The organism is Pseudonocardia sediminis, from assembly GCF_004217185.1.
Lineage (GTDB): Bacteria > Actinomycetota > Actinomycetes > Mycobacteriales > Pseudonocardiaceae > Pseudonocardia > Pseudonocardia sediminis.
This window is the reverse complement of the sequence record NZ_SHKL01000001.1, coordinates 2,005,550-2,018,642: the sequence shown is the minus strand read 5'-3', so window position 1 is coordinate 2,018,642 and position 13,093 is coordinate 2,005,550. Positions and strand designations below refer to the sequence as shown.

Genomic DNA, 13,093 nt, shown 5'->3' with positions numbered 1-13,093 from the left:
GACCGTCACATCTGGTCCGTCCGGGCGGATCTGTCGCCGGACGACTCCTTCGCACTACAATTTCGTGACGCTGCGTTCGTACGCACCGGTACGTGTAGCCCGTTGGAGTGATCGGAGTCCGATGACGGTCGTGTCCCGCCCCACCGTGGACGCCGACGGCGGGGTGTTCGCCGGATCGCTGTTCATGCTCGAGAGCGCGGTGCTCGACCGGCACCACGGGGACCGGGAGGGCCTCGGGGCGCGCCACACGCTCGCCGTGGCCTACCTGCGGGCCGGGCGGGTCGCCGAGTCGGTGCCGCTGTTCGAGGCCGTCCTGTCCGACACCCGCCGCCTGCTCGGCCCGCGGGACCCGGACACCCTGGTCACCGAGGGCAACCTGGCCGCCGCGTACCTGACGATCGGACGCGACGTCGCCGGTCTGGAGACGATGATCCGCAACGCGGGCCTGCGGATCGAGGTCCTCGGCCCGGACCACCCGGCCTCGCTCACCGCCGCCGACGCGCTGGCCGTCGCGCTACGGCTGGCCGACCGCCCGCGGGAGGCGATCGCCCGGCACGCCGACGTGGCCGCGCGCCGCGCCCGCGTCCTGGGCCCGGGACACCCGGACACACTGACCTCCCGTGCCGGCCTCGCCCTGGCCCGCGCCGACGACGGCGACGTGCGCGGTGCCGCGGACGAGCTCAACGACGTCGTGGCCGACACCGACTCCTGGCTCGGCCGCCCGCACCCGGTCGGCGTCGCGGTGCGCGGCATCCGGGCCGAGTGCCTCGCCTTCCTCGGCCGGTTCTCCGCCGCGCACGAGGAGTTCGGCCGCGCGACCACCGACGCCGCTCTGCTCTGGGGCGCCGACGGCGGCGAGACCGTCCGCATGCAGGCCGAGGCCGACGCGCTCGCCGACCGCTGAGGCGCCGGCGTCCGGCGGGACTACCGGACCGGTGCCACCGTCGGCACCGGGCCGGTCGCGGCGGAGGCGAACGCCCGGTCGGCGCCGGGTGCGCCGCGGTCGACGTACTCCGGCGCCAGCGGGGTGTTGCCCAGGATCAGGTCCGACGCGCGCTCGGCGATCATCATCGTGGGCGCGTGGGTCGCACCGTTCGGGCAGTAGGGCATCACCGACGCGTCCACCACCCGCAGCCCGGACACCCCGTGCACGGCCATCGACGACGGGTCCACCACCGACATCTCGTCGACGCCCATGCGGCACGTCGACGTCGGGTGCAGGCCGGTCTGCCCGCCCCGGGCCACCCAGTCCAGGATCTGCTGGTCGGAGTCGACCTCGGCACGGCCCGGGTAGGTCTCGCCGGCGTCGAACTCGGCGAAGGCGGGCTGGTCGAGCAGCTCGCGGCCGATCCGGACGGCGTCGATCCAGAACTGCCGGTCGGCCTCGGTGGAGAGGAAGTTGTAGAGCAGCGACGGGTGCCGCGTCGGGTCCGTCGAGGAGATCTTGACGTGCCCGCGGGCCTCGAGCCGCATCGCGCCGATGTGCAGCTGGTAGCCGTGGATCTGCACCGGCATGTCCGGGTCGAACCGCATCGCGACCGGCGCGAAGCCGAACATCAGGTCCGGGATCGGCATCTCCGGGCGGGACCGGATGAACCCGCCCGCCTCGAAGATGTTGGTCGCGCCGGGGCCGTTGTGCCCGAGCAGCCACTTCGCCGCGATCGAGGGCCAGTTCTTCTTCTCCCGCAGGATACCCATCGTGATCGGCTGGGTGCACCCGTGCTGGACGTGCGCGGCGAGGTGGTCCTGCAGGTCCTCGCCGACGCCGGGCAGGTGGTGCACCAGCGGGACGTCGAGCGACGCCAGATGTGCGGCGTCACCGACACCGGAGAGCTGCAGCAGCTGCGGGGTGTTGATCGCTCCCCCGGCCAGCACGACCTCGCCCGCGGAGACGAAGCACTCGCCGCCGCGGCGGGCGCCGACCGGGCCCTGCGGCAGGTAGCGCACGCCGACCGCCCGCGAGCCCTGGAACACGACGCCGGTCGCGAGGGCGTTGCACCGGACCTCGAGGTTCTTCCGGCCACGCACCGGGTGCACGTAGGCGCGCGCCGCGGACATCCGGCGCCCGTTGTGGATCGTCCGCTCGTAGGGGGCGAAACCCTCGTTGACCGGGCCGTTCATGTCCCCGGTCATCGGGTGCCCGGCCTGGCGGGCGGCGTCGAAGAACGCGGTGAACAGCGGGTTGGTCACCGGGCCGCGCTCGATGCGCTGCGGGCCCGAGTAGCCGCGCCACGGCTCGCGCGGCTCCAGGTCGGAGGTCTCGATCCGCTTGAAGTAGGGCAACGAGTGGGCGTAGTCCCAGTCGCCCACGCCCTCGTCGGCGGCCCAGCGGTCGAAGTCGAGCGGGTTGCCCCGCTGGTAGACCATCGCATTGATGCTGCTGCAGCCGCCGAGGACCTTGCCCCGCGCGTGCGCCATCCGGCGGCCGTTCATGAACGGCTCGGGCTCGGACTCGTAGCACCAGTCGAACGACTTGTTGCCGACCGGGAAGCCCAGTGCCGCCGGCATGTGCACCCGCGGCTCCCAGAAGTGGTCGGGCCGGCCGGCCTCGAGCAGCAGCACCCGGTTCGCCGGGTCCGCGCTGAGCCGGTTCGCGAGCACACACCCGGCCGAGCCGGAGCCCACGATCACGTAGTCGAAACTGTCGCGCGACATGTCGATCCCCTCCACGTTCGCAACGCCGGCGTGCGTGTCGCGCGGGAGCGATCACCGAGCGACGCGTGCCGACCTGCGGGCGAGGGTAACGACGGGTGATGTGGACCGGCCATCCGGCCCGTGTGGACGATCCCCGTCACCCGTCCGTTCAGCCGCTGTTCACATCGGTGACCGAAATGCCGGATCGGTGATCGCCTAGCGCCCCTTCCAGACCGGCGCCCGCTTCTCGGCGAACGCGCTCGCGCCCTCCCGGGCGTCGGCCGAACCGAGCACCGGCGCGACGATCGCCTCCTGGTTGCTCCAGCGGTTCTCCGCCGTCCAGTCGGCCCCGGCGGCGGCCAGCTGCTTGGTCGCGATCAGCCCGAGCGGGCCGTTCGCCGCGATCGTGGCCGCGAGCTCCAGCGCGGCGTCCTGTGCCCCGCCCTCGGGGGTGACGCGGTTGATCAGCCCGGCGCGCTCGGCGGCCTCGGCGTCGATCGGGTCCCCGGTCAGCAGCATCTGCATCGCGATCGCGCGCGGCACCCGCTGCGGCAGCAGCAGCGCCCCGCCGGCGGCCGCGACCAGCGACCGCTTCACCTCGGGCACTCCGAACCGCGCGGTCGCCCCGGCCACCACCAGGTCGCAGGCGAGCACGAGCTCGAACCCGCCGGCCAGGGCCCAGCCCTCGACGGCGGCGATCATCGGCTTGGCCGGCGGGGTCTGGGTGATCCCGCACAGGCCGCGGCCGGCGATGCCGGGGCGCTCGCCGCGCAGGAACGCCTTGAGGTCCATCCCGGCCGAGAACACCCCGCCCGCGCCGGTCAGCACGCCGGCGCGCAGCTCGTCGGAGGCGTCGAGCTCGTCGACGGCGTGCGCGATGCCGCGGGCCACGTTCTCGTTGAGCGCGTTGCGCGCCGACGGCCGGTTGATCGTGATCAGCTGCACCGCGCCGCGTCGCTCGACGAGCACCTCGGGAGAGTCCTGTGTGTCCACGCGGGCGAGCCTAGGACCCCGGGGCCCGCGCCGGGACCTGTGGCACCGAGTACTCCCAGTCGGCGAGCATCGTCCGCAGGCCGGTGACCAGCGCCAGCGGCTGGTCCATCATCACGTGGTGCGCGGCGCCGGGGATCTCCACCAGGGGCGCGGCCCGGCCCATCAGGTCGACCACCATCTCCCCCATGTCGGCCGGCACCAGGCCGTACTCGGCGCGGAACAGCGCGACCCGGCAGGCGACGCTGTCCAGCTCCCCCGGCGTCAGCCCGAGCCCGGAGAAGATCCCGCGGTCGAACTTCCAGCTCCAGCCGCCGGGCACCTCGCGCACGCTGTGCCCGGCGACGTGGTCGAGGACGTAGGGCAGGTCGCCCTCCTGCTCGGGGACCAAGCGGAAGTGCGACAGCGCCGTCTCCCGGCCGGGGTAGACGCGCATCGGCCCGAACGCGCGCTGCTGGCGGGCGGCGAGCTCCTCCGGCGAGCGTTCCCGCACCGGGGAGTCGACGGCCATGACGCCGGTCAGGTCGTGCCCGTGCCGCAGCGCCGCGGTGAGCGCGACGAACCCGCCCATGCTGTGCCCGATCACCGTCGGACGCTCCCCGGCGCCGGCGTGCCGGGCGACGGCGACGACCTCGTCGGCCCACCGGTCGAGCCGGTAGTCCTGCGCGCGCCCGGAGTCGCCGTGCCCGGACAGGTCGAGCGCGACGACCCGTCGCCTCCCCTGCACCAGCAACGGTCCGACGTGGTCCCACCAGCGCGAGTGCGCACCGCCGCCGTGCACGAGGACCAGGCCCTGACCGGCGGCGCCGTGGCTCCTGCGCGCGCCCCACGCCCGGTAGCCGATCGCGACCCCGGCGACCTCGACCTCGCCCGTGTCGGCGGGTGTCGCGAGGGCCTCGGTGAACCATGCGGGAGCGGACCGGGCGGGGGTGGACCGGGCGGGGGCGTCGGGCACCCCGGGAACCTACCCGAGCCGCCTCACGCGGGCCGGATGTTGGCGTTGCGACGGAGCACGTTCGCCGGGTCGTAGGCCGCCTTCACCGCGGCCAGGCGGGCGTACTTCCGCTCGCCGTAGACCCGGCGGACGTCGGACTCGGTCACCTCGACCATGCCGTTGACGTAGGACGTGGCGTCCTGGACGTCGACGAGCGCGTCGTGCAGGCCGCGCACCCACGGCCGTTCCGACGACGGGTCGTCCGGCTCGGTCAGACCCAGGACGAACACGGTGTACCCGGCGTCGCGGCGGCCGCCGAACGCGGTCGCGTCGTCGGCGACGTCGGCGTAGGCGCCGCCCATCATGTCCACGATCACCTGCGAGTACGGCGACGTCCGGCGTGCGACGTGCTCGGTGAACACGGCGATCGTCGCCTCGTCGAGGTCGCCCAGGTAGGCCGACTTCTCGTAGACCGCGTACCGGCCCCAGGTCACCGAGTCGTCGAACATCGACTGCAGCGCCGTGTAGGGCATCGGCGTCACCATCTCGAACCGCACGGGCACCGCGGCCCGGACCCGGTCCATCAACGCGGCGTGCTCCTCCGGCGTCCCGAACCCGGCGATCCCGACGACGTAGACCGGCTGGAGCTGGTACTCCTGCGGGACGAACGGCGCCGGCGGCGCACTGATCGCGAAGATCCCCACCCCGACGTCGCGGCCGAGCGTCGGCTCCAGGTCACGGACCATCCGCAGCACGTCGGCGGCCTGGCCGGGGTCGTAGAACGTGAGACCGACCGGGACGACCGGGCCCACCTCGTGCAGCCGGAACTCGAACTCGGTGACGACACCGAAGTTGCCCCCGCCGCCGCGGATCGCCCACCACAGGTCGGGGTGCTCGCGCTCGTCCTCGGTCAGGCGCAGGACCCGGCCGTCGACGGTCACCAGCTCGGCCCCGATGAGGTTGTCGATCGCGAACCCGGCCTTGCGGCCCAGCCAGCCCATGCAGGGGCGCGGTCCTGCGCGACCCGCAGGGCGGCGGCGACGTCGGCGGGCGAGGTGGCGCGGACCACCGCCAGCGGCCGGCGGTCCTGCTCGGCGTTCCACAGCGAACGGGCCTCGTCGTACCCGTCGTCGCGGGCCCCGATCACGTCTCCGTCGACGGCCCCGCGCAGGGCGTCGAGGGTGGTCGCGGCGTCGTCCAGGGTGGTGGTCATCGACAGCACTCCTCGTCGTCCGGGGCGCCGGCGCGCCACATCTCGGTGACGCGCCCGGTGACGCGCCGGTTCGCCGCACCGACCTCGCCGCCCGTCCCGCGGGTGCGGATCCCGGCCAGCAGGTGCAGCAGCTCGCCGTCGGTGCCGAGGTCCAGGTCGAGCACGCCGTGCATCCGGGTCAGGGCCACCACCAGCTGCTGCGGGGTGGAGTCCACGGCGTCCGCGGCACGGGTGAGGGCGGCGTACGTCCCGCGTTCACAGCCGGGGAGCATCGCCCGGCCCAGGGCTCGGGCCGCGACGCCGAGCGTGTCGACGTCGGCCGGCGAGACCGCGACCAGGCACAGGTCCGGGCACGGACCCCCGGGTGTCGGGGGCCGCCGCTGGGCCGCCCGCAGCGCGGTGGCCAGGCGTCCCCACGCCCGCAGCGCCGGCCGGACGGTCCGCAACGGCGCGGCGACCTCGGGCTCGTGGAGGAGGTCGAGCAGCAACCCGGAGACCACTCCGCCCGCCCGCACCCAGTCCGCACCCAGGCGGGGTACGGCCCTGATCTCCGTCCGGGTCCTGGTGTCGGTCATCGTCGCCTCCTCGTGGACGAGGAAAACCTAAACGCGCCCGGGTGACGGGACCATGGGGTGAATCCCCTATTCCCCGAACCCCTCATCAAATATGACGAACGTGAATATCGGATACACGATGCAACGGCGTCCGTCCCGGCCCGACGAGACCGACAGCAATTCCTTTGACGTGCGATGACGCGGTCGGTATCGGCCATCTGCCGATGATGTACCCACTTCTGAGGAATGATCGGCGGCGGCCGGGGAATTTCCGTCCGGACGGGCCCTCTCATTAATATTGTCGAATGCACGGGAGAGTCGACGAGAGATCGACGATCGACACACTCCTGTCCGAGGCCGGGCGCGGGCGGGCCGGGGTGCTGGAGATCGTCGGCGACCCCGGGATCGGGAAGACCGCGCTGTGCGACCACGCCGCGGCGACCCCGGGGTTCCGGGTGCTGCGCGCCCTGGGCGTGCAGGGCGAGGCGGACCTCCCGCTGGCCGGTCTGGACGAGCTGCTCCGGCCCCTGGCCGCCGACGCCGGGGACCTGCCGCCCGCACAGCGTGCCGCCGTGCGGACCCTGCTCGACGGCGGTGGCGGCGCCGCGGACCGCTACGTCCTCGGCGTCGCGACGCTGGGCCTGCTCGCCCGGGCCGCGGAGGACCGTCCGTTGCTGGTGGTGCTCGACGACGTCCACTGGCTCGACGACGTCTCCGGCGCCGTGCTGTCGTTCGCCCTGCGCCGCCTCGGCGCGGACGCGGTCGCGGTGCTGCTCGCCGGCCGGACGTCCCCGCGCCGTCCGCTCGACGGGCCGTGGCCCCGGCTGCACGTGGGCGGGCTCGACACCGGGGACGCCCACGGACTGCTCGGGAGCGCGACCGCCCCGGCGGTGCGCGACGTGCTGCACACCGTCACCGGTGGGAACCCGCTGGCCCTGCTCGAGCTGGCCCAGGCCCTGACCGCCGAGCAGCTCGCGGGATGGGCCGAGCTGCCCGACCCGCTGCCGCTCTCCGACCGCGGGACGGCGGCGTTCGGATGGCGGCTCGCCGAGCTGCCCGACCGCACCCGGCGGGCACTGGTGGTGGTCGCCGCCGCGGGACCGGGCAGCGCCGGTCTGGTCGACCCGGCGCTGCGGGCCCGGGGACTGACCGTCGCCGACCTGGAACCCGCCGAGCGGGCGGGGCTGCTGGAGATCCGGTCCGGACGGCCGCGGTTCCCGCATCCCCTCGTGCGGGCCGCCACGTTCGCGGACGCCTCCGGGCCCCAGCGCCGCGCGGCGCACCGCGCCCTGGCCGACGCCGGGGTCGACGGGGACGTCCAGCGCCACGCCCTGCACCTCGCGGCGGGCACCGTCGGCGCCTCCGAGGACGTCGCCGCGGCCCTGGAGCGGGCGGCCGAGGCGGCCGAGCACCGCGGAGGGCGTGCAGCCGGTGCGGCGGCTCGGACCTGGGCCGCGAGGCTGAGCCCGGACGGACCCGCGCTCGACGGCCGGCGTCTGGCCGCCGCCGAGGCCTGCCTGCTCGCCGGTCGGCGCGCGGACGCCGGCGCCCTGGTCGAGGAGCTGTTGGCCGCGGGACGCGAACGCGAGACCCGCTGGCAGGCCCTCGCCCTGCAGGCCTCGATCGCGCTGTGGAGCGGCGAGCACCGCGATCCGGCACCGGCGATGCGCGGCGCGCTCGAAGCCCTGGCCGGCCCGGCCCCCGACCTGGCCGCGCTCGTCTCGGTGCAGCTCGGCACCGTCCTCACCGGGCTGGGCCTGCTGAGCCGTTCGTCGGAGGTGACGGCCCGGGCCCGCCGGCTCGACATCGCGGATCCGGTCATCCGGTACCTGGTCGAGCACCGCCACGCCGCGACCGCCGTCTGGGCCGGCGACCTGCACACGTTCGCGGACGCGGACCGGGCGTTCCCGCACGCGAGCCTCGCCGGTGCCGCGCGCGAGCGGTTCCCGATGCACGACATCCTCCTGCCCCAGACCCTGACGTTCGTCGAGAGGTTCGCCGAGGCCGACGCCCTGATCGAGGCGGACGTGGCGGGAGCGCGAGCCGGCGCTGCGCCCCACCGTCTCCCGCTCCCCCTCATCCACCGGGCCGGCCTCGGCTACTTCACCGGCGACCTGCTGCGGGTCAGGGCCGACCTGGACGAGGTCGACGACATCAACCGCCAGGTCGGCCCGGGTGGGCTGAGCGGCTACACGTGGGCGCTGCAGGCCCGGACGGCGGCGGTCGCCGGTGACCGCACCGCCACGGTCCGGCACGCGACGGAGGCCCTCGCCGTCGGCGAGCAGATCGGCCAGCAACCGGTCCTGCTCTACGCCCGGCACGCACTGGGCCTGCTCGAGCTGACCCACGGCCGTCCCGCCGACGCCGTCGGGCACCTGGAACGCTGCCGGGACATCGCGCTGGCCACCGGGATCGGCAACCCACTCGCCGTGCCGTGGCAGGCCGACCACGTGGAGGCCCTGCACCTGGCCGGGCGAGAGTCCGACGCACTCGCCGCGCTCGACGAGCTCGACGCCACCGCCGCCCGCACGGGGTCCCGGTGGGCGCGCGGTGCCGCGGCCCGGTGCCGCGCCCTGACCGGCGGGGTCGCCCGGGACCGCGACGCCCTCCACGGGGCGGCCGCCCGCGACCAGCACGACCTCCCCCTGGAACGCGGGCGCACCCTGCTCGCGCACGGCACCGCGCTGCGCCGGGAGCGGCGGGTGCGCGAGGCGCGGGAGATCCTCACCGACGCCGCCGCGCAGCTCGACCGCGCCGGCGCCCCGGCGTGGGCGGCCCGCGCCCGGTCGGAGCTGCGGGCGGCCGGCGTCCGGTCGGTCACCGCCCCGTCCACGCACCCCGCCCTGACCGGGCAGGAGCTGCGGGTGTGCCTGGCCGTCGCCGACGGGGCGACGAACCGCGAGGTCGCGGCGTCGTTGTTCGTCTCCCCGAAGACCGTCGAACACCACCTGGGACGGGCGTTCGGCAAGCTCGGGGTGACCAACCGGGCCCAGCTCGCGCGCCTGGTCGCCGAGGGCGGTCTGGGCGCCCCGGCGGACGCGGAGGACAGCGCCTGAACCCGTCCGGGTGCCCGGCCTGGCGCACTGTTGACAGATTTTCTACGATGACGGCGTGTCTCACAAAGAGGTGATCTCGGCCGACGGGCTCGCGCTGGCGGTGTACTCCCACGGCGACCCGGACGCCCCGACGGTCGTCGCGGTGCACGGCTACCCCGACGACCACACGGTCTTCGACGGCGTCGTCGACGCCCTGGGCGGGAGCCACCACGTCGTCACCTACGACGTGCGCGGAGCCGGTGCGTCGGGCACACCGTCCGATCAGGCCGGCTACGACCTGGAGCGTCTGGCCGAGGACCTGCGGGCGGTCGTCGACGCGATGAGCCCGGAGCGCCCGGTGCACCTGCTGGCCCACGACTGGGGCGCGATCCAGACCTGGCACGCCGTGACCGGTGACCTGCTGACCGGCCGCGTCGCGTCGTTCACGTCGATGTCCGGGCCGTGCCTGGACCACGTCGGGCTGTTCTTCGCCCGCCGCAACGGCGCGACCCGGCGCGAGATCGTCCGGCAGGGCCTGGACTCCTGGTACACGGTGCTGTTCCGCGTCCCGGTGCTGCCCGAGCTGCTCTGGCGCGCCGGTCTGGCCGGTGCCCTGGTCTCCGCCACCGACGGCGTCCCGCGCCCGAGGCTCCGCGACGCCGTCAACGGCCTGGAGCTCTACCGCCGCAACCTCCCCGCCCGCCTGGGCCGCCCGCAGCCGCGCCGCACCGACGTGCCGGTGCAGGTGCTCGCGCCGCGCGGGGACCGCTACGTCACCCCCGCGCTGCAGACCCGGATCGCCGCCTACGCCCCGGACCTGCGGGTGCGCCGCCTGCCGGGCGGGCACTGGATGGTGCGCACGCGCCCGGACGTCGTCGCCCGGTGCGTCGCCGAGCACGTCGCGCACGTCGAGGGCGGTCCGGAGGCCCCGTCCCTGGCGCGGGCCCGCAGCGCCGCCCGGCCCGGTGCCGGTCGCTGGGACGGCGCACTCGTCGTCGTCACCGGGGCGGGGAGCGGGATCGGACGGGCCACCGCCGCCGCGTTCGCGCGCCGCGGGGCGCGGGTCGTCGCCGCCGACCTCGACGGCGACGCCGCGAAGCGCACCGCCGAGCTCATCGGCACCTCCCGGGCGTTCCCGGTGACCGTCGACGTCGCCGACGAGAAGGCCGTCTCGGAGCTGGCCGCCGGCGTCGCGGCCGAGCACGGGGTGCCCGACGTCGTGGTGAACAACGCGGGGATCGGGATGGCCGGCTCGTTCGCCGACACCACGCTCGAGGACTGGCAGCGGATCGTCGACGTGAACCTGTGGGGCGTCATCCACGGCTGCCGGGCGTTCTCGGCGCGGATGGCCGCGCACGGCGAGGGCGGGCACATCGTCAACGTCGCCTCCGCCGCGGCGTACCTGCCCTCGCGCACCCTGGCCGCCTACGCGACGACGAAGTCGGCGGTGCTCACGCTGTCGGAGTGCCTGCGCGCCGAGCTGGCCGACGACGGCGTCGGCGTCACGGCGCTGTGCCCCGGTTTCGTGCACACCGACATCACCCGCACGACCCGGTTCGTCGGGCTGGACCCCGACGCGGAGACGCGACGGCAGAACGCGACGACCGCGCTCTACGCCCGGCGCAACTACACCCCCGAGCGGGTCGCCGAGCACGTCGTCGCCGCGGTGGAGCGCAACGCCCCGCTCGCGCCCGTCACCGCGGAGGCGCACGCCGGGCTGCTGGCCTCGCGCCTGTCCCCCGCACTCCTCCGGGCGATCGCCCGGCGCGACATCGGCCCGAAGTAGCAGGAGGCATGCCATGAGACAGCAGTCCGACGACGACCGGATCGCGCTGCACGCCCGCGACGTGCACTTCGACTGGTCCTCGCTGCCGCCGCACTGGATCCCCGGCGAGCCGTTCGCCTCGCACCTGCTCGACGTGCTGCACCTGCTGCTGCCCGAGGGCGAGCGCTGGTTCGTGCGCGTGTTCTCCTCCGCGCTGCCGCTGGTCCGCGACGAGGCCCTCGCCGAGGACGTCCGCGGGTTCATCGGGCAGGAGGCGATGCACGCCTCGTCGCACCAGGGGGCGCAGGACCACCTCGCGCAGACCGGGCTCGACCCGTCGCGGTACGTCGAGCAGGTCGAGTGGATGTTCGGCCAGGTGCTCGGCGAGCGCGGCCTCGACGGGGACGCCGCGCAGGAGTGGCTGATCGAGCGGGTCGCGCTGATCGCCGCGATCGAGCACCTGACGGCCGTGCTGGGCCAGTGGATCCTCGACGCCGACGGCCTGGACGCCGCCGGGGCCGACCCGACCATGACCGACCTGCTGCGCTGGCACGGCGCCGAGGAGGTCGAGCACCGCAGCGTCGCGCACGACCTGTTCACCCACCTCGACGGCCGCTACCTGCGCCGGATCCGGTCGCTGATGATCAGCGGCCCGGTCCTGCTGCGCCTGTGGGCCGCCGGGGTCGCGCACCTGTGCCGCCACGACCCGCAGCTGCGCGGCACGCGCGCCGCGAAGGTCCGGCTGCGCGACTACCTGCGGGCGTCGCGGCGCGGCCTCGCCCCCGGACCGGTCCTGCTGGCCCGGGCCACGCTGTCCTACCTGCACCCGCGCTACCACCCGGTGCACCACGGCGACACCGACGCCGCCGTCGCCTACCTGGCGACGTCACCCGCGGCCCGGGCGGCGGAGAACCGGTGAGCGGGACGGTGCCGGGCGGGGCGGCGACGGGCACGCAGCAGGTGCGCCCCAGCCGGGCGATGCGCCAGGTCGACTTCGTGGCCGGTCTCGCGGCGGTGCTGGCCGTGCGCGGCGGGCGCCGGCGGCGTCCGGTGCGGGCGGTGGACCGCTCGCTCGCCGTCCTCGTCGACCGGGTGCACCGGCCCTGCGACGACGTCGCCGAGCTGGAGCTCGTGTCCGCCTCCGGCGGGCTGCTGCCCGGGTGGCGCCCGGGCGCGCACGTCGACGTCGTACTGCCGTCGGGACGGACGCGGCAGTACTCGCTGTGCGGCGATCCGGCAGATCGAGGGGTCTACCGGATCGCCGTGCGGGCGATCCCCGGCGGCGCCGGGTCGGGCGAGGTGCACACCCTGACGCCGGGTACGGCCCTGACGCTGCGCGGGCCGCGCAACGCGTTCCCGTTCGCCGCCGCGCCGTCGTTCCTGTTCCTGGCCGGGGGCATCGGGATCACGCCGATCGCGCCGATGGTGCGGGCCGCGGCCGCGCACGGTGCGGACTGGCGTCTGGTCCACACCGGCCGCGACCTGGACTCGATGCCGCTGAGCGCCGAGCTGGCCGCCCTGGCCCCGGAGCGGGTGACCCGGCACCCCGACGGGGGCGGGCCGCTGTCCGGGGACGCGCTGCTCGACGGGCTCCCGGACGGCGCGGCGGTGTACTGCTGCGGTCCGCCACCGATGATCGAGGCGGTGCGCCGCGCGATGCCGGCCGGGCGCCGTCTGCACTCCGAGCGCTTCTCCCCGCCCCCGATCCGCGACGGCCGCCCGTTCACCGTCGGGATCGCCGGTGGACCCGAGATACCGGTGCCCGCCGACACCACGGCCCTGGACGCCCTGCGCTCCGTCCGCCCGGATCTGGCGTTCTCCTGCCGGCAGGGGTTCTGCGGCACCTGTCACGTCCCGCTGCTGGCCGGGGAGACCGTCGACGACCCCGCCGGACCGGGCCTGACCGCACTCTGCGTGGGCCGGGCCGCCGGGGACCGCGTCGTGGTGGACCTGCCGCGCCGATGACGC

11 protein-coding genes are annotated in these 13,093 nt (G+C 75.3%); 5 read left to right on the top strand and 6 right to left on the bottom strand.

The genetic code is table 11. From position 1 onward, the window contains the following. Window positions 1-130: 130 nt before the first annotated feature. Window positions 131-904, top strand: coding sequence for a tetratricopeptide repeat protein (locus EV383_RS09510; RefSeq protein ID WP_165438290.1), 774 nt, complete (start codon window positions 131-133; stop codon window positions 902-904). Between the two features lie 20 nt (window positions 905-924). Here the strand turns inward: EV383_RS09510 and EV383_RS09505 are convergent, their stop codons facing one another. The 6 genes from EV383_RS09505 to EV383_RS09485 form a co-directional block, all read right to left on the bottom strand. Further along, a complete protein-coding gene (locus EV383_RS09505) occupies window positions 925-2,655 on the bottom strand; it encodes a choline dehydrogenase (protein WP_130289580.1) in 1,731 nt (576 codons plus the stop codon). Between the two features lie 195 nt (window positions 2,656-2,850). Further along, complete coding sequence (locus EV383_RS09500) at window positions 2,851-3,627, bottom strand: crotonase/enoyl-CoA hydratase family protein (RefSeq protein ID WP_130289579.1); 777 nt, start codon at window positions 3,625-3,627, stop codon at window positions 2,851-2,853. Window positions 3,628-3,637: 10 nt separating this feature from the next. Next, window positions 3,638-4,579: an alpha/beta fold hydrolase gene (locus EV383_RS09495; protein WP_130289578.1), complete on the bottom strand. Its 942-nt coding sequence runs from the start codon at window positions 4,577-4,579 to the stop codon at window positions 3,638-3,640. A 23-nt stretch (window positions 4,580-4,602) separates the two neighbouring features. Beyond that, complete coding sequence (locus EV383_RS09490; protein WP_207223473.1) at window positions 4,603-5,559, bottom strand: FAD-binding oxidoreductase; 957 nt, start codon at window positions 5,557-5,559, stop codon at window positions 4,603-4,605. Then, a complete protein-coding gene (locus EV383_RS31655; protein ID WP_207223472.1) occupies window positions 5,496-5,771 on the bottom strand; it encodes a hypothetical protein in 276 nt (91 codons plus the stop codon). The genes EV383_RS09490 and EV383_RS31655 overlap by 64 nt, the downstream gene beginning before the upstream one ends. Beyond that, window positions 5,768-6,346, bottom strand: coding sequence for a hypothetical protein (locus EV383_RS09485; RefSeq protein WP_130289577.1), 579 nt, complete (start codon window positions 6,344-6,346; stop codon window positions 5,768-5,770). Before EV383_RS09485 ends, EV383_RS31655 begins: the two co-directional genes overlap by 4 nt. Before the next feature lie 284 nt (window positions 6,347-6,630). Between EV383_RS09485 and EV383_RS09480 the strand changes: the two genes are divergently transcribed. From EV383_RS09480 to EV383_RS09465, 4 genes are read left to right on the top strand one after another with little or no spacing between them, the layout of a single operon-like run. Next, window positions 6,631-9,381 (top strand): helix-turn-helix transcriptional regulator, encoded by a 2,751-nt coding sequence (locus tag EV383_RS09480; RefSeq protein WP_130289576.1) that lies wholly within the window; start codon window positions 6,631-6,633, stop codon window positions 9,379-9,381. A 55-nt stretch (window positions 9,382-9,436) separates the two neighbouring features. Beyond that, complete coding sequence (locus tag EV383_RS09475; protein WP_242622987.1) at window positions 9,437-11,146, top strand: SDR family oxidoreductase; 1,710 nt, start codon at window positions 9,437-9,439, stop codon at window positions 11,144-11,146. A 13-nt stretch (window positions 11,147-11,159) separates the two neighbouring features. Continuing rightward, window positions 11,160-12,044, top strand: a complete 885-nt coding sequence (locus tag EV383_RS09470) for a metal-dependent hydrolase (RefSeq protein ID WP_130289575.1) — start codon at window positions 11,160-11,162, stop codon at window positions 12,042-12,044. Further along, window positions 12,041-13,090, top strand: a complete 1,050-nt coding sequence (locus tag EV383_RS09465; RefSeq protein ID WP_242622986.1) for a PDR/VanB family oxidoreductase — start codon at window positions 12,041-12,043, stop codon at window positions 13,088-13,090. Before EV383_RS09470 ends, EV383_RS09465 begins: the two co-directional genes overlap by 4 nt. The last annotated feature ends 3 nt before the right edge of the window (window positions 13,091-13,093 follow it).